We start from the raw sequence: 23,080 nt of genomic DNA, 5'->3' as shown, positions 1-23,080 counted from the left end.
GGGTTCCGGTGGCCCGAGCCGGTCACGCTCCGCGGAGGGCGGTCCGGCTGCCGTCGGGCGGACGGGTCACGGCTGGGGCGCTGCGCCGGTGATCTCCGGCGTCCCCCTGTACGGGCATGATGACGACCTGCCCACTCTACCGGTCCGTAGAGGAGGGGCCGGGGCCACGCGTCGCGACGTACGTCACCGGGGTCGTCCGGGTCGGGGTCGGGCTCAGACGCCGAAGTAGGCCGCAGGGGTCGTCCCCGGTGGCGGCTCACACGGCGATGTAGGCCACCGGGGCGCGGGCACGACGGGGCGGGGCGTCACACGGCGATATACGTCACCGGGGGCCCGCCCGGGACGGCCTCCGCGCGGCCGAGCTTCACGAGCCGCCGCAGGTGGGACTCGGCCTCCGACACGGCGATGGACCGGGAACCGTGCGGGATCTGCTCCCAAGGCCGGTTCCACTCCATCCGCTCGGCGAGCTGCCACGGGGTGAGAGGCGTGGCGAGCAGGGCGAGGAGTCCGGTCAGCCGCTCCTCGTGGTGGTCCAGCAGCTCCCGCACCCGCCCGCCCGCGTCGGTGAAGGCGTGCTGGTGCGCGGGCAGCACCTCGGCCACCCCGAGCCGGCCGATCCGCTCCAGCGAGGCGAGGTAGTCGCCCAGCGGATCGGTGACGGCGGTGTCGTCCGGGTCCTCGTACAGCCCGATGTGCGGACTGATTCCCGGCAGCAGGTGATCGCCGGAGAACAGCCGCCCGTTCCCCGCCAGCCCGGCGGGATGCCGCTCCTCCAGATGGAGGCAGACGTGACCCGGGGTGTGCCCGGGCGTCCAGACGGCACGCAGCCGCCGCCCGGCGAGATCGAGCAGCTCACCGGGGACGATCTCCCTGTCCGGCAGGGCGGCACGCAGCCCGGGCAGGGTCCGCAGCCGCCCCCCGCTGCGGGCGGCGCGCAGCGGGGCGAGGTGGTCGTCGGGCGCGCCGACGGCGGCGAGTTTGCGGGTGAGGTAGTCGAGCCAGGTGCCGGGCTCGGATTCCCGGGTGCGCCGGACGATCGCGGTGTCGGCCTCGTGCATCGCGATCCAGGCCCCGGAGGCCTCGCGGACCTGGCCGGAGAGGCCGTGGTGGTCGGGGTGGTGGTGGGTGATGACGACGCCCTGGATGTCGGTGACGGCGGTACCGAGGGCGGAGAGCCCGGCGACGAGGGTGTCCCAGGAGGCGGGATCGTCCCACCCGGTGTCGATGAGGACGGGCCCGCGGTCGGTGTCGACGAGGTGGACCAGGGTGTGCCCGAGCGGGTTGTCGGGGATGGGCACCTTGATGCTGTGGACGCCTCCACCGTGGTCGGTCACCTGCGTCATGGGCTCCCCCTCTGCGGCTCGGCCTCCACTGTAACGAGAACTTGTTCCAGTGGTAGCCCTGGTCTGCCACTTATTCGCTCCCCGGGCGCGGTCCGCGCCGTGGACTCCTCGATCAGGAACTGGTATCAGTTCTGACGAACAGTCAGTTTCGGGTGCGGTGGACAGGTTCGCGGGAGGCAACAGCCATGACGGAACTTACGGAGCTTGTGGAACACGGACAGCTGTTCATCGGCGGGGAGTTCACCGATCCGCTCGGCACCGAGGTCATCGAGGTGATCTCCCCGCACACCGAACAGGTCATCGGCCGCGTGCCGCACGCGTCCGAGGGGGACGTGGACCGCGCGGTCGCCGCCGCCCGCCGCGCCTTCGACGAGGGCCCCTGGCCGAGGATGAGCCTGGACGAGCGGATCGCGGTGATCACCCGGATCAAGGACGCCTTCGCCGTACGCCACGAGGAGTTCGCGCGCCTGATCAGCGCGCAGAACGGCACCCCGTACAGCGCGAGCGTCATGGTGCAGGCACTGGCCGCGATGATGGTCTGGGATTCGGCGATCACGCTGGCGCGGGCGTTCCCGTACGAGGAACGGCGCGACGGCGTCCTCGGCCCGCTGCTGGTCCGCCGTGAACCGGTGGGGGTGGTGGCGGCGGTCGTCCCATGGAACGTCCCGCAGTTCACGGCGGCGGCGAAGCTGGCCCCGGCGCTGCTGGCGGGTTGCACGGCGGTGTTGAAGGTCTCCCCGGAAACCCCACTGGACGCGTATGTGTTGGCGGAGATAGCAGAAGAGGCGGGCCTGCCGCCCGGAGTCCTCTCCATCCTCCCGGCCGACCGGGAGGTGAGCGAGTACCTGGTGGGCCATCCGGACGTGGACAAGGTCTCCTTCACCGGCTCGGTGGCGGCCGGCCGCCGGGTGATGGAGGTGGCGTCGCGCAACCTGACCCGCGTCACTTTGGAGTTGGGCGGCAAATCGGCAGCAGTCATCCTCCCGGACGCGGACCTGGAGGCGGCGGTGGCGGGGATCGTCCCGTTCGCGTGGATGATCAACGGCCAGGCGTGCGTGGCGCAGACGCGCATCCTGGCGCCACGCAGCCGCTACGAGGAAGTAGCGGAGGCGTTCGCGGCAGCGGCCGGAGCCCTGCGGGTGGGCGACCCCTTGGACCCGACAACGGAACTGGGCCCGCTGGTGGCCCGACGCCAGCAGCAACGCTCTCTGGACTACATCAGGTTGGGCCAGGAGGAGGGCGCCAAGATCCTCACGGGCGGCAACGTGCCGGCCTCCCAGGAGCGCGGCTGGTACGTCGAACCCACCCTCTTCGGTTCGGTCGACAACTCGATGCGCATCGCCCGCGAGGAGATCTTCGGCCCGGTCATCTGCCTGATCCCGTACGGGGACGAGGCCGAGGCGGTCCGCATCGCCGACGACTCCCCGTACGGCCTCAGCGGCAGCGTCTGGACGGCGGACACGGAACGCGGCATCGACATCGCCCGCCGGGTCCGCACGGGCACGTACAGCGTGAACACCTTCAGCCTGGACATGCTCGGCCCGTTCGGCGGCTACAAGAACTCGGGCCTGGGCCGCGAGTTCGGCCCCGAGGGCTACGGCGAGTTCTTCGAGCACAAGATGATCCACCTGCCCGCCGGCTACCGGGAGGCGTGATGGGCGACCGCTGGCACGTGGAGGTCGACCGCTCGGTCTGCATCGGCTCCGGCATGTGCGTCAACCACGCGGGCGACGCCTTCCACCTGGACTCGGCCCGCCAGTCCCACCCGACGAAGGAGGACCGCGACGCGGGCGAAGACGTCCTGGCGGCGGCGGAGGGCTGCCCGGTGGAGGCGATCACGCTGACGCTGGCGGGGTCGGGGGAGGTGGTCTTTCCGCCGGAGGAGTGAGGGGAGCGGCAAGGTGTGTCCCGTCTGCGGACAACGCAACGAAGTCGGCAGTCCCGGTCACCGCAGCGATGCGCGACGGCAGGCCAGGGGGAGCGATGTCCTTGACGGGGACCCATCCGATGGCAACGCCACCGCTCCCCGGCGGCAGAATGAGGAACGTCCCGGACCCTGGGCCGGCGAGCACGGGCCACGCCTTCTCGTGCCACTGAAGATCGAGCTGCTCCAGGGCATCGGGCATCGCTGCATCGATCGTCAGGGTCGGTTCCACTTCGAAACCGGCGACCATGTGAATAGCCTCCGTCGGGGAAGCCGCCGCAGTGGGCACCTCGGCGCCTTCCGCCACCTCCAAACCACAGGCCTGCCAGTCCCATCGCGAGGGGCCGTGTCCGGCACCGGTTACACGGATGACGACACCAACCCCACGCGCGCTGCGGACAGGACGACGGAACGGGCGCGAAAGAGAAGAGACGCCTCCTCCGACGTGATGGAGACCGACAGCTTCTCGTCGGGGTGACGCCGAATGGACACCCTCTTGTGAGCCGGAGCCGCCCACCCCTGAACGGCGAGTATTTCAACCCAGGAGAAGACGAGATAGAAGTGAACGAGATTCCGGTCAGTCAGCCCAAGGGACAGACCTGTCGGTGACGCCATGAACCATCATCACTGTCCGCCCAGCACTTCAGTCCTGCGACCGCGAGCGCGTCGACGATGCCATGGCTTCGGGCCGCGGTCAGGTCCTGAGTGGCTCCGGGCGGAGCCGGGGAAGCCCAGGGCAGTCGGCCGAATGGGTCGGTGAGGAGCTGGACGTTCACGCCGTACCGCTTGTGTTTACCGAGTCGTGTAGTAGGGAGTTTCGGCGGCGACCCAGTCGATCGGCAGCAGAGTGCCGTCCAGGATCACGAACGCTTTCGTCCGGGCCGTTTCCATCGCTTGGGCCAGGGTCGGTGCGCGAGCGGTCAGGACTTCGATGGCCTCGTGTATGTACCGGTAGACGGTCGCGATGCCGATTCCGAAGCCGGCGGCAAACTGGGCGTAGATGTCGCCGCACCGAAGGTGGGCGAGGGCGAGCAGGGCCTGGCGGCCGGCGGGCAGGCGTCGCCACCGGGTACCGATCTCCCGTCGCCGGACTGCAAGCTGCTCGGCCAGGTGCTGCACGGTACTACTGGAAAGATAGATCGACGACGGGTAGGCAAGCACGCGAAGCTCCTGGCGGACTCGGGTGATCTTGGTCGAGAACCCGTCTACCAGGAGCTTCGTCGTTCAGTACAGCATGCACCGACCAAAGCCACAGCCCCACGGCCAGGTTGAAAGGGGCTCACTACCACTACCAGCCCTCGGCGCCGCCCCGGGGGGCAGTGCCGAGGGCCGATACTTTATGGGATCACCGAGGTTCATCAGGCCCCGCTGTGGGCCCCTCACTGCACCAGTCATCGAGAATCCGTACCTTGTCCTCGAAGCGTCGGTCTGCGAGTGACATGGGAGCACGCAGTGATGCTCGCTCACCGCTCTTGAGAATTATCGATACTTGCCGTACGCCCAGAGTGCTTCGCACGTCGATTCCGCGGACGGCTTCGCGTGGTATCCGGGAGCGGCGGTCTCCGAGGACGATGAGGGCATCCTGTGTGATTGCCACTCCGTACCGGCGTGACAGCAAAGGAATGGCCACGGTGGCAATCGCGGCGGCCACAAGGCACTGCATGAGCTCGGTGGGCTGCATCGGTGATGAAGTTGCCGCCGTGGCCGCGTAGACCAGGCCGGTGCCGACCAATGTGCCGACAAGGACGGGGAGGGCGATCTGAAGAGTGCCCAGCCGGAAAGTGACCTCGGCGCCCGGTGAGCGCGGAACAGCAGGAAGATCTGGACGATTCGGCATGGCGCCTTCGATTCAGTGGACAGGTGGGTCGGGTGCCGGTGGTGTCGTGGACGCCACCGGCACCCGTCGAGTCAATGCTGGGGGGTCACCGACTCGCTACTTGCGCTTGCAGTACTTGTCTTTCTTGCTCACGTTGCCGGGACGTGCCCAACCGTAGACTCCGTGGCCCACGGTGGCTCCGAACTTCCAGGTGAAACAACCTCCCCGCTTAACTGCCGCGTTGATGTTGTTGACTGACCACCAGGTGTAGGCCCAGGCCAGGGCCGTACATGCGCCGGCGGCCACGGGGTGTTTGAGCCTGGCGCACATATACGCCTCGGCGACGGCTGCGCCCGCAGCCCCCATGGTGCTGATGTCGTCCTTGAGGATCTCCGTGTGGTAGCGGGTGACGTAAAACTTGCACCAGAAGGAGTACCCCCTCCAGCCCCAATCGGTACCGCACTTGCGCACCCAGCGTCGCTGACCGTTGAGGTCGTAGCTGTTGACCGGATCCTGGTTGACGTAGTCGTAGGCCGTCGCCGAGCCGCCGTACACAGGGTCCGACTGCAGGAATCGGCCGGTTGACGGGTTGTACAGGCGTACGCCCATCAGCACATCGCCCGTAACCGTCTCCGTGGAACGCTGCTTGCTGCCGAGCCATCCGTAGCGAGCGGATGCTTGTCCAGTGCGAGGATTGCCGAACTCGTCATGGTCGAGCGCCACCGGCGCCTTCGTGGTGTCCAGCGGCAGCAGCAGTGCAACGTCGCCGTGGATGGTGCTCAGCTGCAGAACGGTGTCACCCGTCTTGCTCGTGGTGGCGCCGAGGCTGCCCGTGGCGGAGGTGACGTTACGAGTGACGGCTCCAGTGGCGGTGTCCTCGACGATCCATCGAGGGCTGTCTCCGTCGTCGCCGTAATGGTTCACCTTTGCGGCGGTCTGGGTCCAGCTTGTGCCGCTGCCTGTCTCGACCTTCCACGACCGCAGTCTCTGTGCGGCGTCGAGCTGCCACGTCTGTCGCTTGGTACCGGCTGACTGCTGGTGGATCAGGTCGTTGACGTAGTAGCTGAGCGTGCTGCCGGGCTCTGCTGTGGTGCGGCCCAGCGCGTCGTAGGTGTACCCGGTGTCGACCAGGCGGTCAGCGCTGTCGTAGGTGTGGTTGGCGGTGGTGCCTCCAGAAGTCGGGCAGTCGGCGCCGGGAGCAGCGACCGCTGTGGTCAGGGACTTGCGGTTGCTGCGGGTGTCGTAGGCGTAGGTGCGACGGGTGCAGACGGTGTCGGATGTGTCGTCGACGGTGCTGAGCCGACCCGCGCTGTCATAGCCGTAGGTCTGATCGGACCAGCCGGCATGTGAAGTGACCTGGCCGTGCACGGATTCGGTCACGTTGTCGGAGTAGACGAGTGCCGAGTCGCTGTCCCGCGTGTACGTCCGCTCGACCAGGGCACCGGTGGTGTCCCGGTTCTGGGTGAGAGTGAACCCGCCGGGCAGTGTCTCGCTGCTGACGCTGCCGTCCGCGTCGTAGGTGGCCTGGAAGCTTCCAGCGATCGAGTCGGTGACCTTGGAGGTGAGACCTCGCGGGTCGGTGTTCGTGTCGTAGGTGTAGGCGGTGGTGGAGGGCGCACCGTCGGTGACCTTGACGGGCCTGTCGAGCAGGTCGTACTCGATGGCTGTGGTGCCGTTGTCGGCGTCGGTGTAGGAGATCTGCCGGCCGAGTCGGTCGTACTTCCTGGAGATGGTGCCGCCGGTCGTCGACACGGTCCTGACCGGCTTTCCTGAGGTGGGGTCGTACTCCGTCGTGGTCTCCGGAAGGGCCTGGCCCAGACCGCCGGTCACCGTGACCATGCTCGGGCGTCCCGCGCCGTCGTAGGTCGTGGTGGCCGTTCGGGTGACCCCACTGGCACTTGTGGTGACCTTGGTGGGGTTGCCCCACCAGTCGTACTCGGTCGTGTTGGTGGGCAGTCCGGACGGGTTCGAGCCGCCGCCGGTGATCGCACCGCCCGCGCTTGTTTGGCAGGGCAGGTCTGCCCATTCGGGTCGACCGGCGCAGGTTCCGGTTCCGGTCGCGGACCAGTATCTGGTGATACGGGTTCCCGCGTCGGTGCCGGTGGCGCCGGGTTGCAGTTGCTTGGTCACCCGGCCTTGGGCGTCGTACTGGGCGGTCTCGGTGATGGCCGAGCCTCCAGGGTCCTGAATCGTCTGGGTGTTGACTCCCTTGGTCCAGTCGTAGACGGTCCGCACGGCTCGCTGCTCACCCTGCACCGTCGGGTGCTCACGCACCTGTGCGCCCGTGGTGGATGTGGTGAGCTGATCCTTGATCACCGCAGTGCCATCGGTGGGCCGGCCGGCGTCGTACTCGTTCTTCGTCCAGCTCCGTGCGGTCACGGGGGATCCGGCGGCTGCGAGAGTGGTCGAACCGGACTTCAGATCTGCCGTGAGGTCGATGCGGTGAAGAGGGCCGAGTTCTTCCAGCTCTCGCGCACCCTTGTCATCGAACACCCAACGGGTCGACAGCAGATCCGCACGCTCGCCGCTGGCCAGTGATGCTATGCCGAGCTCGGCCTGAGCCGCGCGGTCGGCTGCGGTGAGGCCCAGAGCGATGGCGCGGTTGGAGGCGGAGAGCTGGCGGACCGTGTTACCGAACCGGTCACCTTCGATCGTGGTGATGTGGCCGCCAGGAGCGGCGTTGTTGCTCTCCTCGCCGGAGACGCCGAGGTAGTGTACGCCGGCCCTCCGGTAGTCGGCCGTGGTCAGGCCGCCACCCGCGTGGGACGAGGGCACCACGTCAGGGGGGAAAATCGCGGTGGCGTCTGTCGGAGCGTCGAGCTGACCCCACTTCCGGACATCTGTGGCGCCCATCTGGAACGGGGCTTTGGTGCCGGTCAGGGGGACGTCATAGACCACCGAGGTGGCCGCCGTGCCTTCCTGTACATCGACTGTGCCCTGCTTGATCCCGCTGCGTGCGGCGGACAGCAGCATGCCGTCGGCCGCGGTCGCGCCGCTGCCCACCTTGCCGTAGGCGAACGTCCAGGGCAGCTCGCCAGGTGGTGTGATCCTGGTGACCCGGCCGGCACTGTCGTAGGTGTACTCGGTCTTGAGCGACGGGCTCACCTGCGGGTGCCATGCCTGCCGCAGACGACCGTTGTCGTCATACAGATACGTCTGCACTGCCTTTGATGTGGCGTTGGCCGCTCCGGAGGCTGTCGACCACAGACGAATCTCCTTCACCTGCCCCGCGACGTCTCCCAGGGTGCTGGCGGTGGCGGTCGTACTGCTGGCGTAGACGAACTCCATCAGGCGGCAACCCTTGGTGGCCGGATCGGCCTTGCAGGCTGCCGAAGTGGCCCCGGAGGTCGGGGCGAAAACCTTCCTCGGGCGGGCCAGTTGCTTGCCGTCCACGGCGACGGTCTCGGACTCCATACTGGTGGTCGAGTCCTCCTGGCCGTTGTTGCGGGTGCTGCTGACCTGCCAGGTGCTGGCGCCGGCGGGCTTGGTGAAGTCGGTGATCGTGCCTGCCGTGTCGTTGAGGGTGAAGTTGCCCGTGACGCTGCCGGTCAGGGTCAGAGCTTCTGAGCCCGGCTCAGGAACCCAGCCGTTCTTGGCCGCGTTGGCCGTGAAGTGAGTGGAATCACCGTCGATGGTGACCACGTCCACGGCGGTATCGGAGATCTTGCGGATGTGGCTGTAACCGGACTCGGTGACCTCGGCCTCGATACCGGATACCCACTCCTTGCCGAAGATCGGCGCCTGACCGTCCTGGCGGGTGGCCGCATCGGGCGCACGCGAGGATGCTGTACGCGCGAGTGACAGACCCAGTCCGGATACGTCGGTCGCGGTCAGGGAGTAGTCACCGGTCAGAAGATTGAGGCTGCCGGGACCGATCTCGTTGGTGGCGGCACCTTCGGCGTTACGGTCGACGACCACCGTCAGTGGCTGCGTGCTGCCAGCGGCACTGTTGGGCCCTGTGAAGTCGGCCTTGATCTGCACTGTGCCGTCGGGGTCGACGGTGTCGGTTGCGTTCCACACCAGGCCGCTGTTCTTGCCGCCGGTCAGTGTCACCGGCCATGCGGTGAGCGCGGTACCGCCGGAGGTGACGTCCCCGGCCGGGATCCTCACCCACGGATCCGCCTCTGATCGGCGCCAGGAGAAGGACACGGCGTTGTACTTACTCCCGTCCGCCTCCGCGATCAGCGGCAGACGACGGGCCGTGCTCTCTCCCTCCGACGGCTGGATGAAGCCCCCGGGACCGGCATGGAAGTCGTACTCGAGAGGCTCGGACTTGTTGTCAGCCTTGTCCACACTGCGGACCTGTAGGGTGTGGCTGCCGTCCTTGGGCGGCTTGACCGAAAGGGCCTTGTCGCCGACCGCGCCGTTGGTGGCCGCTTTGGTCCAGGTCGTGCCGTCCAGCGACCACTCCAGCCAATTGTGGTCCGAGGCGGGCGGGGTGACGGTGAAGGTTCCCGCTTGACCCGCTCCCTTGACCCACGAACCGGACGGGTAGTCCGTGGAGGTGATCTTCGTCGGGGCGGAGGGGGCGCTGGTGTCGACGGTGAAGATCTTCCACGCCGACCAGCCGACGTTGTAGTGAGCGCCGTCGTACGGTGAGGTGCGGAACTTGTACGTCTTGCCGTTGGTCAGCACACCGGTGGGGACCTTCGCCGAGGCGACCTGCCCGGAGGACACGTACGGGGAGACGATGACTCCGCCGACCTGGGTGTTGGTGACGTTGTCGAAGATCTGGAAGGTGCCGTTGACCTTGTCGCCGTTGGGGTCGACGAAGGTGTCACGGAGCGTCGGCGTCACCGTGTTGACGGTGTAGGCGCCGCCGAAGGAGAAGTACGGCGGACCGGCCTCCTGCTTTGTACCCGTGCGAGGCCGGTAGTTGTAGGTGACCACCAGCTTGGGCGGGTTGGAGGCGGCGTTGGCGGAGTTGACCCGCTTCCACTGCCCCGTGACGCTCTCGTCCGCGGCACGCAGGCCCATGTGGCCGCGGGTGGCCTTGGCCGAGGCCCACTCCTGCACCAGGGTGGTCACGTTGGCGTTGATCCAGCCGTCAGGCTGGGTCGAGCAGGAGGAGTGGCCTCGGGTTTCTGAGGAGGTGGCCCTCTTCGCGGTCCACGCCGGCTGATTCGGCGCTGCCCAGCGGGAGGACGTCGACGCGGCCCCGGCGGACCACACCTCCCACGGCTGGGTGGGGCAGGCGGAGTCGGCGTAGTTGCCGGAGTGGAAGTTCCACAGGGACAGCTTCGCGTCCGTCACCAGCGCGTCGGAGATCGGCGCGGTGTTCCAGGAGATGAACGACCGGGCGGTACGGAAGGTCCCATCGGCGTTCTTCGTGCCCGGGTTGCCCAGGTCGAGTTCGACATCCGTGGACCAGTCACGGGTCTCGCCCTGCTGGACGTAGGTGTCGAAGACGTTGGAGAGCGCCGACGTGGACGGGTCGACGATCACCGGGTACTTCGTGGCCGGGTCGGCGAGGAAGTCCGCGTCAGGGGTGACGACCAGGTCGATGGACGTGCCCCTCTTCACGACCTTCATCGCCACGGGCACGCGGCGGGTGTGCTCACCTGATGCCTCGTCGACAGTGGAATCCCACATCACCGGCGCGGGCATCACCGCGGTCTTCTTGTTCTTCTTGTCCGTGAACACCACGCTGCCGTCGGCCTGCTGCTTGGCCTTCAGGCCCTTGGCCCTCAGTGGCAGCGTGTAGGCGTAGCCGTCCGTCGTGGGCTTCTGCTTGATCTCGACGTACTGCTCGAACCCGGTACGCGTCGCCTCGACCACGACATCCGCGCCGGGAACCGCATTGACGTACTCAGCCCGGTTGCCGTCCAGCTTCGGGGCGGGCAGGCCGCCCTTCCACTGGAGGGTGATCTGCTCGTCGCCCTCGCCGAGCGTCACCAGATCGGCGGCCTTGACCGCCTGCGCCGCCTTCAGCGAGGCGGCCGGGGCACCGGTCCTGCCCGCCAGCTTCAGCCCCTCAGGGTGGGCCTTGGGCTCAACCCCGCCGCCAGCCACGGCGACCAGGTCCAGATCGACATCGCGCCACTTCCCGGTCACAGTGTCCTCGAAGCGGACTGGACCGGCCGTCAACTCGGTTGTGAGTGAACCGTCCTTGTTCGCCCAGGTCGAGGAGGTTTCCATACGCTCTGACAGCGCCTCGACCCGCTTGCCCGACAGCCGGGCGGCGACGCGGGCAGACGGAATGTCCGCGGCCTGCGTGACGGCCGTCGGCTTGTCCGGTGCTGCGGGTGCTGCGGGTGACTCACGTTCGGCAGCCATCGCGACTGTGCCATCGAGCAGCGTGATGGACAAGGCCAGGGCAAGACTTCCCGCTACGTAGCGCAGGCTTCCCCCGGACCAAGGCCGCCCGCGCCCCTCCGGCGCAGGACTGTGCATCGTCATGATTCCTCAGTCTCGTAAACACATCTGCATCACCCATGTGATGCAGATGTGAAGCTATCGGGGAATAAAAGACGGGCAACTGAGACAAGGGCCCCAAGTTCGACACCGGAGTTCCTGAATGTGAAGTGATACTCATCTCATGCGACTTGGGTACGGTGAGCCTTTCCCTCCACGTTTGCAGCGTGGATGCTCGCGCAGGGTCACATCAGCCCGGGGGAGCACGCACGAGAAGATCGTGTGGGGGATGCACGGTCCCTTCGGGTGCGCACCGTGCCCGGGCATGTGGCCTCTGCTGCTCTGGGGTGAGGCCGGATCAGTTGAAGGGGCGGGGCTGCGTGAAGCGGCGAAGAATCGCAGGGGGTATGGCTGTTGTCATGGCGGCGGGCATATCCGGGGTGCTGGTGTTCCAGTCGGTGACCGGCAGTCCTGCGGGAAGTACCACAGTGGACGCCAAGCCCGGTCCGGTGAAGGGCGGAACCCGAGCTGGGCATCACCGGGACTCCCAAGCCCTCGGCAAGTGACCAGCTGAGCCAGCTCCGTTGGTGAGCGGGTCGGCACCCACCGCCACGGCGTCGAGCAGAAGGCCGTCGGGTTCGCCCTCCCCGTCGCTCAGATGGAACCCCACACCGTCCCAGACACCGACGCCCTCTCCGAGCACGACGATGCCCTCGGTGCCGACCCCGACCATCACCTCGCGGGCAGAATGGGGCGCGGACGAGTCGATCAGCCCAGAGGCTCCCGGGTACCTGCAGGGCGGCGTGGTCAAAGCGGTCGTCGTGCACCACACCGCCGAGACCCAACAGCAGCCCTTCCCGGTCAAGCCGGTCGGCGGGACCGAGACCAGCCCCGAAGGCACCCTCGCCCAGACGGAGTCCGACTCAACCTCCCCGTCATCGCCACCATCGGCGGCATCGCGATCCTCGCCGGTGCCGGAGTCGTTTTCGGCCTCAAGTGCCGCTGCTCCAAAACCACCCAGGCAGCCTGACGCCGCGAGGGGGCCTCCCCGACCGCGCAGCGTGATGGGAGGCCCCCATGGACACCACCCGTGTCTCGCGAGCTGTTGCGCCCCAGTGCACCTCCGAGGTCTCATAGCTGGCGCATGACGCCGACCAAAGCGACGGACGAGGCGGTCAGCTTCGGCTTCGGTCGGCCAGTGACAATCTGCCCAGGGCCGCGCGGACGGCCGGGAGTCTGTGCATGACCGCGGGGTCTTTCGGTGTTTCATGGGCCGGGTCGATTTCCGAGACCAGGTGCGTGTACCTCCTGTGGCAGGTTGAGCCTTCAGGGCCCGAGGTGTGGCGGCGGCTTCCTGCCGTCGCTACAACCTTGCGCTAGAAGACGGGATCTACCGATGAACCCCGTATAGGCATGATCACAGGAATGAGCGGCAGGGCCTGGGACCGAAAGACGCGGCAGCTGATCGAGAGCCTTGCACACCGGGGGCGGTATGGAGATCGGCCTGGCCCCGGCCCGTACGGCGAGGCATTGGTCCTCGAAGCTGACGGCGCCATCCACCGAACACCGGCAAGATCGAGAAGAAGGTCCCCGGTGTGGGCGACTGGCAGGAGCGATCCACCGCTGACCGCGAGGGAGCGCGAGACGGCCCGGGCGTTGTTTGCCGCAGGTGGCTTCCGTCACCGTGGTAGATGGACACACGGTCGGCAAGACCTTGCTGGAACGCACGCGCCGGATCTCCGCGGTTGCAGGGGCCGCCCTGGTGGATACCGCATGCTCCGGTGCCACCGCACGGGCGACGAGCTGTCAGCCCCTACGACTCCATGCGTTCAACCTCAGTAGCCATCTGGACAAACCAGGAAGAACTGTGATGGCGGCATCACCGCATCCGGCTGTGGAAAATGATGACCGTGAGATCTGCAAGACTGAGCCGGAAATTGGCCCTCCTCCAAACTATCGAGGGTGGGGTCCACGTCGTCGTATCGGGGTGGGGAATGCCGAAGCACCGGTTGTCCAGAAAGAACCGCTACATCGCCTTGGCTGCGACAAGTGTCGTCGTCGTAGGCGGTGCTGGGTTCGCAGCGCAGAGCTCGATAGCCGCCCCGGCGTGGCCGACGCAGAAGACCTACACGGGCCGCGCGTTCGACGCTTGTGCGGCGCCCTCGCTCACTGCGATGAAGGCGTGGAAGAAGGACGCGTACTACGGCGGTGTCGCGGTCTACGTCGGTGGTAAGAACCGCGGCTGCGCGCAGCCCAACCTGACCAGGTCTTGGGTGAAATCGGTCGACACGATCGGCTGGCGTGTCATCCCCCTCTACGTCGGCGCCCAACCGCCCTGCCAGAAGAGCGCAAACAAGGAGAGGTTCACCGCGGCCTCCGCAGCCTCGGTCGGGGCGAACAACGCCAACGACGCGATCTCCAAAGCCTCAGCACTCGGCATGAAGGCCGGAAGCCCCATCTACCTCAACATGGAGTCCTACGACACCGCCGACAAGGCCTGCAACGACGCAACCCTCACCTACGTAAGGTCTTTCACGAGAGCGCTCCGCGCCAAGACCTACCGCGCCGGCCTCTACGGCTTCAGCAGCTCAAGCGCCAAGGCGATCGCAACCGCCAAGGACCGTACGGACCTACCAGGCAACCTCTGGTACGCCTTGTGGAACGGGCAGGAGACCACCACCAAGGACTGGCCTTGGAACCCGAAGCTGTACACCGACCACAGCCGCGGTCACCAGTACAAGGCCAACAGCAAGGAAACCCGCGGCGGTCACACCATCACCATCGACCGTAACTCCTGGGACGCACCGGTCGCCATAATCGGCTGAGTGGTCGACCGGAAAAGTACGACGCAGCTTCAAAGTCTCGTGACGGTCCGCCGACAGAGTCGGCGGACCGCTGTCATGCCGGGGGCTGAGGATGGGCGGGTCGAGAGCCCGCGGTCAGTCGGCGACCGGTCCACAGCAGCGGCCCCGGCAGTCCACACGACTGCCGGGGCTGTCTCCGTGATGGCCGCCGCTGGTAGTTCCTGATCGGGCTCGTTCGAGGGGAAGCATATGAGGAGAACGTTCGAGGTTCATCTGGCTGGGAGGACTCGCTGTGGCTGCCGTTGTTATGGCGGTGTTCGCGCCGCATCCCGTGGTGCTTCTTCTTGCCCGAGTGGTACGGCTGGTCGGCAGCGATGCGGTCGATCGGCAGCACGGTACCGTCGAGGATCACGTACACCTTGTTCCGCGCGGTCGTCATGGCCTGTCCCGGCGTGGGTGCGAGGGCGGCCAGGAGGTCGACGGCCTCGCGTATTTATCGGTAGACCGTCGCGACCCCGACGCGGAAACCTGCTGCGAGGCGGGCGTATGTGTCGCCGCAGAGCAGATGGGCCAGGACCAGCAGGGCCTGCCGGCCACAGGTCAGGCGACGCCACCGGGAACCGATCCGACGACGGTGACTTGCGAGCAGACCGGAGAGGCACTGCGGGTTGCGGCTGGACAGATCGATACCGGACGGGTGGGCAAGCACGCGAAAGCTCCCGGCGGACTGGCGATCTTGGTCGTGAACCCGTCTACCAGGAGCTTTCTTCATGCCCACCGCCGGGGTTGCCCGTCCAACCACCCGCCAGGTTGGAAACAGCTCAGTCCCACGTACCCCAACTCCGGCCTCGACAGGCCGAGTTCCCGCAACTCGGCGTGCGCCAGGTCGATGCCTGTCGAGCTACCTGTCCGGCGGCATTACATCCATCCAGCAGGCGGCGCGTCCGCCGGTGCCAAGTCGCTGACGAAGGCCCGCCAGGCGTCGTGGCCGAAGGTGATGGCCGGGCCGGCGGGACGGGTGCTGTCGCGGACCGGGACCAGGTGGGGGAGGTTCGGGGCGACCTCTACGCACTCGTTGTTGCCGCCGCTGTACGAGCTGGTGCGCCACCGCGCGCCCGACAGGTCCGCCGTGCTCTGGTGTGCGCTGTTCATACTTGATGCTCCTCGGCCCTGCGATGGATGACAGCGCGGGACTCGGCCGGGGAGAGCGCGGATGTGCGCGCGGCATCGAACAGGTCTTGGTAGCGCGAGACGTCCGCCTCCCGTTCCAGCCACATGGAGCCGGACGGGTTGTCCGCCAGCACCACGTCGAGCGCCCCCTCCTCGGGAAAGCCCAGCACTACGTACGGGCCGAACATACTCGCATGAGCCCCGCGCGAGAACGGCAGCACCTGCACCGTCACGTTCGGGCGGTCGGAGCTGGCCAGCAGATGCTGAAGCTGAGCGTCCATCACCTGTGCACCACCGACTTGTTGGAGGAGGACGGCTTCCGACACCACGGCCCACAGCTGTAGCGGAGTGTCACCCAAGAGTCGTTCCTGCCGCGCCAGGCGGACTTGAACGAACTTCTCGATCTCGTCAGCCGTCTGCCACTGGCGCGAGGCCACCGTGACCGCGCGAATGTAGTCCGGGGTCTGGAGCAGTCCGGGAATCAACTGTGCCTGAAAGGTCCGGATGGACCCCGCCATCGCCTCGAGCGCGATGTAGTCGCGGTAGGTGTCGGCCAGTACATCGCCGTACTGGTTCCACCAGCCCTCCCGACGCCTGCGGTTCGCCTTGCGCGCCAAGGAGGCGAGGCGGTCACGGATCTCGTCGTCGGAGAGCTGATACGCGTGCAGCATCGCTGTCAGGTCGGGGAGTCGTACCGCCACGCGGCCGTTCTCGATCCGGCTGATCTTGCCCTTGGTGCAGTCGAGTGCCTCCGCTGCCTGGTTGGTCGTCAGGCCGGCCGTCTCGCGCAACTTCCTCAGTTCGTCGCCCAGTTGACGCCCGAGGACGGTGGAGGTGTTGGTGGCGGTGCTCTTCGTCTGCATGTGAACACCTTTAGCAAAGTAGAGGCTCTGTCGGGGATGCGGATACCCGAAAGGATGAAAAGCGATGCCAAGGCCATCGGCAACGTTGCAGTTTCGGATGGTGCGCGCTCATTCTGACGGTGGCGGGCGGACTGTTCTGGCGAACTGGTCTCGCTCGCCAGGGACTTCGGTTGAGCCGTGACCACGTGGAGCTGTGATGGATGAACTGGGTGAAGTGAACTTTTGGCTGGCCCGCAGCCGCAGCAGTGTCCCCCGAGCCCGATCCCTCCTCCGAGCCAAACTCGGTGAGTGGCGGGCCGTGCAGGAATCGGTAGAAACGGCGGAGTTGGTGCTCTCCGAGCTCGTGACCAACGCCGTGCGCGTAGCCGTTCCCGGGGACCGGATGATCGGCGTACGCATCGAGTGCCGGGAGCAGGGTGCGTGGCTCCGGCTGGAGGTGAGCGACGCCGGTGACGGCCGCCCCGAGGTGCGATGGCCCGGTGAGCTGGACACGGGCGGGCGCGGACTGCTGATCGTCGACGCGTTGGCCTTCTGCTGGGGGGTGAAGGAGCGGCCGGGCGGGATCGGGAAGACGATCTGGGCGGAGATCGTGACCCCTGCCGTCGTTTCCGTACCGGAGCCGATGGTGGCCGACCCCTCGGTGATGTCATGAGGTGGTTGTGGCGTCTCCTCCGGCGGCGTTCGGCGTCGCCTGCCGAGCCACTGTTTTGCGGCACGCTGATCCAGCTCGTCGACCGGCGGCCGGTCGTGATCAGCGGCGTGGGTGACCCTGCCGTACCCGTACGAGAGTCGACCGTGCGGCGCCACGGGCGCGGCTCACTGCGTGGGCAGGTCCGGATCGCTCCTCACTTCGACGACCCCCACCCCCGTATCTCCGCAGCCTTCGGGATGGCGTGATGCACCTTCTTCTCGACACTCCGGTGATCCTCTGGTGGCTCGACGACGCACCGGACCTGTCCGAGGAGGGCAAACACCTCCTCGGTTCCGCCGACGCCGTACACATCAGCGCCGTCTCTCCCTGGGAGATCACCTTCAAACAGCACCTCGGGCTGCTGGAGGGCCCGGGCGACCTGGCCGAGCGCGTACGCGACCTCGCCTTCCCAAGCATCCCTGTCACCGCCGCCCAAGGCGTGCGGGCCGGTCGGTTGCCCATGGTCCACGAGGACCCCTTCGACCGGCTGCTCATCGCCCAGGCGCAGGCCCATCGCCTCGTACTCGTCACCCGGAACGCCTGGATCCCGCAGTACGACGTGACCGTTGTGCGGGTCTGATCGCGCGAGATCAGACCGCCGGTTCGCCCTCCACCTTCGTCCGGAGCACGCCCTCCGGCGCCCGCCGCAGCGCCCGGATCGCCGGGACGCTCAGCATCACCGCCAGCAGGGCGCACGACATCACCGACGAGAAGATCAGCACCTCGTTCGCGCCGAACGCGTCCGCCGCCGGGCCCGCCAGGGCGCGGCCCAGGGGGATGACCATGATGGAGCCCGCCACGTCGTACGCCGAGACGCGGCTCAGGACCGTCAGCGGGATGTGCGACTGGACGCTCGTCGCCCACATCACGCCCCAGAACGCGAAGCCGTAGCCCGCGATCACGTGCGCGATCGCCGTGGCCGCGAAGGACCATTCCAGCGCCGGGGCCAGGGGGTTGAGCGCGAAGCAGAGCATCGCCAGGGCGCCCGCGACCAAGGGGCGGCGCGGGCGGACCCGCATGCCGATCAGGCCGCCGATGATCGTGCCCGCGCCGTCCGCCGAGGCGATCCAGCCGTAGCCGCTCGCCCCGTGCTGCTCGATCATCAGCGCCGCCCCCAGCGGCAGCGCCGGGCCGAACACGAACAGGCCGTACACCGACCAGACCGCGATCACGCCCCACAGCCACTGGCGGGACCGGAACTCCTGCCAGCCCGTCGCCAGCCTGCGCCACATCGGGGCGTCGCCCTCGTCGCGTTCCGTGTGCAGCTTGCGCAGGGGGAGGAGGACGAGGGCGCTGAGCGCGTACGCGGCCGCGATGACGATGTACGAGCCCGAGACCTGCCAGTACGCGACGAGGATGCCCGCCAGGCCCGGGCCCAGCAGCGTGCTCAGCGCCTCGGAGATCCGCAGTAGCGCGTTGGCCTTCTGGATGTCCTCCGCGACCCGGGGGACCATGCTCGCCATCCCGGGCTGGAACATCGCCGTCGCGGCCCCGCTCAGCGCCATCAGCCCCATGATCTGCCACAGGGGGACGCTGTCCGAGGAGAAGAGGAGCGTGGCCAGCGTCAGCATGGCCAGCATGCGCGCCACGTCCGCGCAGATCATCATCAGCTGCGGCGTGAACCGGTCGGCCAGCACCCCGCCGAACAGCACCAGCAGCACGATCGGGGTCATCCACGCCGCCAGCGCGTACCCGACGCCGCTCGCCCCGTGGCCCGCCCCCAGCACCGCCGTGGTCAGGGAGACCATCAGCATGCCGTCGGCCAGCAGCGACGCGCTGCGGGCCGTGAAGAACAGCCGGAACCGGGTCGACCGCCAGGGGCTCGGCAGCGTGGCCGACTGCTGCGGGAGGGTCGTGTCGTCAACGCTCATGTCACACCTGCCGGCTTCTGCCGGTCCCTTCATCGATGGTGTTCAGTCGACGCCATGCGTCGCTCCGGTCCGGCTCGGCGGGTGGGTTCTCCACGAGTACGTAGCGGTGGGGCGCCAGGACCCCCGAACCGGCGGCCGGGATGAGGGCGGTCAGCGCCCGGTGGGCCTCGGTGGGTGTCAACGGGGTTTCGCCGCGGGCGATGTACGCCGTCAGGTACGGCTCCGCGCCGGACGCCTCGGTCACCTGCACCCGCACCGGCAGTCCGCCCACCGCCCGGCCGAGGGTCTCGCGCACCGCGTCGGGGGAGACCCAGCAGCCGTCCACCCGGAGCCAGTCGGGCCCGCGTTCGGCGGGGCGGACCCCCGTCACCTCGGCCAGCGCCTCCATCGGCACGTCCCCGGCGGCGGCCGCCTCCAGGAGCAGGACCAGCCCGGAGAGGAAGCCCTCCGCCTCGTCGGCGGTGAAGACCGAGGGGGCGGCCCACAGGGAGATGTGGAGCTGGGGCGCCGTCCGGTACGTGAAGGCGAGCAGCCGGGTCGGCAGTGCCTGGGGCGGCCCCCACGTCAGCTCCTGCTCGGCGTCGTCGCGGTCCTGCGCGTCCGTGCCCAGGAGCGGGGCGGGCAGGGCGCTCACGTCGTTGAACACCACGTCCCGGCCGAAGTGGCTGCCGCGCTCGGCGGTGACCCGGTCGATCATGTCCCACAGCCGTACGGAGTCGAACTGGCTGTGCCGGTAGGCGTTGAGCACCGCGCCCCACGTCCGCGTGACCAGCGCGTCGAACGTCTCCACCCGGACGTCCAGGTGCAGCAGCGCGTCCTGGGACGTCGTGGTCACCGAACGGGCGACCCGCGCGTGGAACCGGTTGGCGCTCGGAACGGCGGTGACACAGCTGTCCTGGCCCGCCCGGTGGGCGACCAGCGCGCACCAGGCGGCCATCAGCACGGTGGCCTCGGGGTGCCCGGTGCGGCGGGCCGCCCCGGCGAGCGCCCGGCCGCCCCGGCGCGAGCGCAGCGTCAGCTGCCGGGCCTCCTCGTCGGTCCCCGGCCTCCTGCCGCGCGGTTCCGCGAACATCTCCTGCGGCCCGGTGCGGAGGATCCGCTCCCAGTACCGCAGGGACGCCTCCGACTTCCGCAGCCCGGCCGGGGAGGCTTCCACGGCGGCCAGGTCGACCGGGGGCAGGGACGTGAGCCCCGGCAGCTCCTTGCCCGCCAGCAGTTCGGCGAACTCCTCGCGCAGGATGGCCATCGCGCTGCCGTCCGCCACCGCGTGGCTGAACGCCAGCGCCACGTAGGCCGGTTGTCCGGCCACGGTGAGCAGAGTGATCCGCACCGGGAACTCCCGCTCCAGGGCGAAGCGCCCGGCCCGGGCCGCCCGCGCCACCGACTCCGCGTACTCCGCCGGGTCGCCGGTGAGTTCGGCGTGGTCGAGCACGGTCACCGTGAACGTGCCCTCCGCCGCCACGACCTGGTCGACCGGTGCGGTGCCCGGCGGGTGCGGGAAGGTGGTGCGCAGCCCCTCGTGCCGTACGGCCAGGGCGCGCAGCGCGTCGGTGACGGCCGCCGAGGTGGTGCCCTCGGGGACGGGCCACACATCGTGGATGTTGATGTGGGTCGGGTCGTCCCGCAGGATGCAGCGGATCATGTTGGCCTGGCCCATGGTGACGGGGCCCCGGCGCTCGTCACCGCCCGTGTAGGCGACGGTGACCGTGGTCGTGGTGAGAGGCGGAGGGTTCTGGTGCATGGTGTCCTTGCCGACGGCGGGGGTCGGGGTCATCGGGTCACGGCCAGGCCCGCTTCGGCGCTCGCACCGGTCAGGGCCTCCCAGTGGTCCATCAGGTGCGCGAAGTCGGCCATGTCGTCACGGGCCTCGTCCAGGAGGCGGGAGCGGCCGTCGGTGAGTGTGTCCGCGACCGTCGTGTAGCGGCCGCCGAGCCGGCGGTACGCCCGGTCGATGACGTCCAGGCGGCGGGCCACGTCCGTACGGTCGAGGTCCACGCTGTCCCGGACGAAGCCGGCCACCGCCGACGCCCGGATGCGGCCCTCCGCGTCGAGCAGCGCGTCACCGGCCGCCGTCGTCCTCGCGTACACCGTGTTCAGATACGCCTTCGCCAGAAGGAACTTCGCGAACCGGACCTGGTACGCCAGGAACCCGGCGTCCGTACGCCGCTCCTCCGTATGGAAGTTCACGATGTGCCGGTTGTGCTGGAGGCCGGGCAACCGGGCGTCGTGGGTGAGGTGGAGCAGGAAGTAGTCCGTGCCGATGGTGTCCGTGGCGGGCGGCAGCGGCACCCGGCGGTAGACCTCGTGGTCCAGCGCCACGTTGCACATGTCCACGCGCATCGGGCTGATCGGGGCGAGCGTGGCGTGGTCGCCGTCGAACGTCCCGTTCCCCGCGCCCCGGAACGACGCGTCGATCAGGTGGTCGCGCCAGATCGCCGGGGAGCCATCGGGCAGCGACAGACCGACCAGTTCGCCGTACGTGTCCGGGTCGAGGTCGCGGATCTCCGCGACGTCCACCGACATCTCGCCCACGAACGAGCCGCCCGCCACCGCCACCCGCCGGTCTCCCGAGCCCGGCGGCAGCTTGCTCCTCGCCGCCGACTTCCTTACCTCGTACGCCCGTTGGCCCAGGTAGGTGAGTTCCTGGTGGAGGGGGAAGACCGGCTCGCCGTCGGCGTACTGGTAGCGGCTGTCGGAATCCCGGCGGTGGACGGACGTGCAGCCCAGGGCCTGGGCGATGAGGAACGCCCGGTTGGTGCACGCCCCGTAGGAGACGCGGGAGGGCAGCATCAGCTCCAGCAGCCGGTCCGCGGAAGCCGCATCCCCGGCGGACCGGGCCGTCACCTCGCGCAGGAAAGCCCGCTGCTCGTCCTCGTCGAGGTGGTGGACGGTCACCCCCGGCGTCCCGGGCAGCGCCGCCACCGCCTTCCGGTGTGCGGCGAGCACCGGCTCGGGGGAGGAGTCCAGGATCAGGAGGTGTACCCCCACCCCGAATTCCCTTGCTCCGTAAGCCGCTTCCTCGGCGATCGCCGTGATCGTCCCGGTGCACGCCCGGTGCGTGGGCAGGGTCAGGCAGACGCGGCGCACGAAGGCTCCCCGCTCCGCGCGGCGGGTGCTGTGTTCCCGGCGTTCCCGGCGTCCTCGACCGGGTCCTGCCAGGAGGCCAGCCCCAGCAGCCGGCTGCCCAGCGGGTTCAGCTCGGCCGTCGGGTAGCGCTTGGACTCGGGCAGCACCGGGTCGCCGACCAGCGTGCGGTTCCAGCGCGGGGTGCGCAGATGGCGCCAGGACTCCACCCGGGACTTGCGCAGCCGCTCGTGCTCCTCCAGGGCGGGCATCATCGACAGGTACTGCACAGCCCGCACCCCGTTCTCGGAGAGGTTGCGGGCCACCCCGTGGGCGAGCAGACCGTTCCAGATCAGCAGGTCACCGGGGCGCAGATCCGGCCGTACGACGGGGAGTTCGTCCCGGTCGATCGCCGGGCGCAACGGGTCCCGGTCCGCGGGCTGGGCGACCTTCCAGGCGTCGAACTGGCGGAACAGCTCCGGGCAGCACTGGAAGCCGCCCGTCTCCGGCCGGGTGTCGTTGAGCGCGATGATGCCCTGCACCCGCTGCGGCGGCACCGCGAGCGTGGTGTCGATGTCCCAGTGCAGCTCGATGTCGAAGCCCCGGTCCGTCGCCTCGATCAGGGCGCGGTCTCGGTTGCCCCGGTTGGGCGGGTTGAGGTTGAGCCGGTCCAGGGTGACCCACAGCTCCTCGCAGTCCCATACGTCGACGAAGGCGTCGTACACCCGCTGCGACTGCCGGTTGTCCCAGAGGAGTTGGTGGTGGTACGCCTCGACGAAGCCGTAGATGTGCAGCTGCTGGTCCAGCTCGGAGCGCAGTGGCCGGTCCTCGTACCAGCTCTCCGGCCGCTCCGGGTCCAGACCCTGGAACTCCCAGGTGAAGTCGAGCAGTCGGCGCGCCGTCGCCGCCGGTATCGCCTCTCGGACGATGACGTAGCCGTACGTCTGCCAGTGGGCGAAGTCCTCCTCGGACAGCACCCGCAGCGGACGGGACTTGTCGAGCTCCCGCAGGGCCGTCTGCGCGAGGTAGGCCTCGCCGTCCGCGCTGAAGTACGGGATGTCGGAGGCCGCGCGGTGCAGGCGGGGCCGACGGCGAGGGGCGGGGGTCGTCATGAGGTTCATGGCAGGTTCTTCTCCTCGGCCGGCCGCGCGGCGACCCCGGGGGAGCGGGGTCGCCACGGT

The 23,080-nt window shown here is 68.6% G+C and carries 13 protein-coding genes and 2 pseudogenes; 5 read left to right on the top strand and 10 right to left on the bottom strand.

The window, feature by feature from the left end; translation table 11 throughout:
- Nucleotides 1-305: 305 nt before the first annotated feature.
- Nucleotides 306-1,343, bottom strand: coding sequence for an MBL fold metallo-hydrolase (locus WQO_RS09485; protein WP_010057550.1), 1,038 nt, complete (start codon nucleotides 1,341-1,343; stop codon nucleotides 306-308).
- A 185-nt stretch (nucleotides 1,344-1,528) separates the two neighbouring features.
- Here WQO_RS09485 and WQO_RS09480 point away from each other — a divergent pair, with 185 nt between their 5' ends.
- Nucleotides 1,529-2,998, top strand: coding sequence for an aldehyde dehydrogenase (locus WQO_RS09480; protein ID WP_010057551.1), 1,470 nt, complete (start codon nucleotides 1,529-1,531; stop codon nucleotides 2,996-2,998).
- Nucleotides 2,998-3,231 carry a ferredoxin gene (locus tag WQO_RS09475; protein ID WP_010057552.1) on the top strand — a complete coding sequence of 78 codons (234 nt, stop codon included), beginning with the start codon at nucleotides 2,998-3,000 and terminating at the stop codon, nucleotides 3,229-3,231. Before WQO_RS09480 ends, WQO_RS09475 begins: the two co-directional genes overlap by 1 nt.
- A 665-nt stretch (nucleotides 3,232-3,896) precedes the next feature.
- Here WQO_RS09475 and WQO_RS09465 read toward each other — a convergent pair.
- Both WQO_RS09465 and WQO_RS09460 read right to left on the bottom strand, forming a co-directional pair.
- Nucleotides 3,897-4,428 (bottom strand): annotated as a pseudogene (locus WQO_RS09465) (transposase family protein); the annotation flags it as partial.
- A gap of 772 nt (nucleotides 4,429-5,200) precedes the next feature.
- On the bottom strand, nucleotides 5,201-11,359 hold the full coding sequence (locus WQO_RS09460) for an RHS repeat-associated core domain-containing protein (protein ID WP_079055639.1): 6,159 nt from the start codon (nucleotides 11,357-11,359) through the stop codon (nucleotides 5,201-5,203).
- Between the two features lie 2,072 nt (nucleotides 11,360-13,431).
- Between WQO_RS09460 and WQO_RS09450 the strand changes: the two genes are divergently transcribed.
- Nucleotides 13,432-14,262, top strand: a complete 831-nt coding sequence (locus tag WQO_RS09450) for a glycoside hydrolase domain-containing protein (RefSeq protein ID WP_029182000.1) — start codon at nucleotides 13,432-13,434, stop codon at nucleotides 14,260-14,262.
- 304 nt (nucleotides 14,263-14,566) lie between these two features.
- Here WQO_RS09450 and WQO_RS34860 read toward each other — a convergent pair.
- The 3 genes and pseudogenes from WQO_RS34860 to WQO_RS09440 all read right to left on the bottom strand — a co-directional run.
- Nucleotides 14,567-14,950, bottom strand: a pseudogene (locus tag WQO_RS34860) (helix-turn-helix domain-containing protein); the annotation flags it as partial.
- Between the two features lie 209 nt (nucleotides 14,951-15,159).
- A complete protein-coding gene (locus WQO_RS09445) occupies nucleotides 15,160-15,393 on the bottom strand; it encodes a DUF397 domain-containing protein (RefSeq protein ID WP_010057559.1) in 234 nt (77 codons plus the stop codon).
- Nucleotides 15,390-16,274: a helix-turn-helix domain-containing protein gene (locus tag WQO_RS09440; protein ID WP_010057561.1), complete on the bottom strand. Its 885-nt coding sequence runs from the start codon at nucleotides 16,272-16,274 to the stop codon at nucleotides 15,390-15,392. Before WQO_RS09440 ends, WQO_RS09445 begins: the two co-directional genes overlap by 4 nt.
- Before the next feature lie 196 nt (nucleotides 16,275-16,470).
- On the opposite strand from WQO_RS09440, the gene WQO_RS09435 reads away from it, so the two are divergent.
- Nucleotides 16,471-16,926, top strand: a complete 456-nt coding sequence (locus WQO_RS09435) for an ATP-binding protein (RefSeq protein WP_032747786.1) — start codon at nucleotides 16,471-16,473, stop codon at nucleotides 16,924-16,926.
- Nucleotides 16,927-17,170: 244 nt separating this feature from the next.
- On the top strand, nucleotides 17,171-17,545 hold the full coding sequence (locus WQO_RS09425) for a type II toxin-antitoxin system VapC family toxin (protein WP_010057563.1): 375 nt from the start codon (nucleotides 17,171-17,173) through the stop codon (nucleotides 17,543-17,545).
- Nucleotides 17,546-17,555: 10 nt separating this feature from the next.
- Here WQO_RS09425 and WQO_RS09420 read toward each other — a convergent pair whose 3' ends face one another.
- Genes WQO_RS09420 through WQO_RS09405 form a run of 4 tightly spaced genes read right to left on the bottom strand, consistent with a single transcriptional unit; the run spans nucleotide 17,556 to nucleotide 23,011 of the window.
- Nucleotides 17,556-18,836: an MFS transporter gene (locus WQO_RS09420; protein WP_010057564.1), complete on the bottom strand. Its 1,281-nt coding sequence runs from the start codon at nucleotides 18,834-18,836 to the stop codon at nucleotides 17,556-17,558.
- Nucleotide 18,837: 1 nt separating this feature from the next.
- Nucleotides 18,838-20,610: a condensation domain-containing protein gene (locus WQO_RS09415; protein WP_010057565.1), complete on the bottom strand. Its 1,773-nt coding sequence runs from the start codon at nucleotides 20,608-20,610 to the stop codon at nucleotides 18,838-18,840.
- On the bottom strand, nucleotides 20,607-21,923 hold the full coding sequence (locus WQO_RS09410; RefSeq protein ID WP_010057567.1) for a DUF6271 family protein: 1,317 nt from the start codon (nucleotides 21,921-21,923) through the stop codon (nucleotides 20,607-20,609). Before WQO_RS09410 ends, WQO_RS09415 begins: the two co-directional genes overlap by 4 nt.
- The gene (locus tag WQO_RS09405; protein WP_029182002.1) at nucleotides 21,905-23,011 is read right to left on the bottom strand and encodes a phytanoyl-CoA dioxygenase family protein; all 1,107 of its coding nucleotides are present in this window, start codon (nucleotides 23,009-23,011) and stop codon (nucleotides 21,905-21,907) included. Before WQO_RS09405 ends, WQO_RS09410 begins: the two co-directional genes overlap by 19 nt.
- Between the last annotated feature and the right edge of the window lie 69 nt (nucleotides 23,012-23,080).

The organism is Streptomyces globisporus C-1027 (genome assembly GCF_000261345.2).
Lineage (GTDB): Bacteria > Actinomycetota > Actinomycetes > Streptomycetales > Streptomycetaceae > Streptomyces > Streptomyces pakalii.
This window is presented reverse-complemented; position numbering and strand designations above follow the sequence as displayed.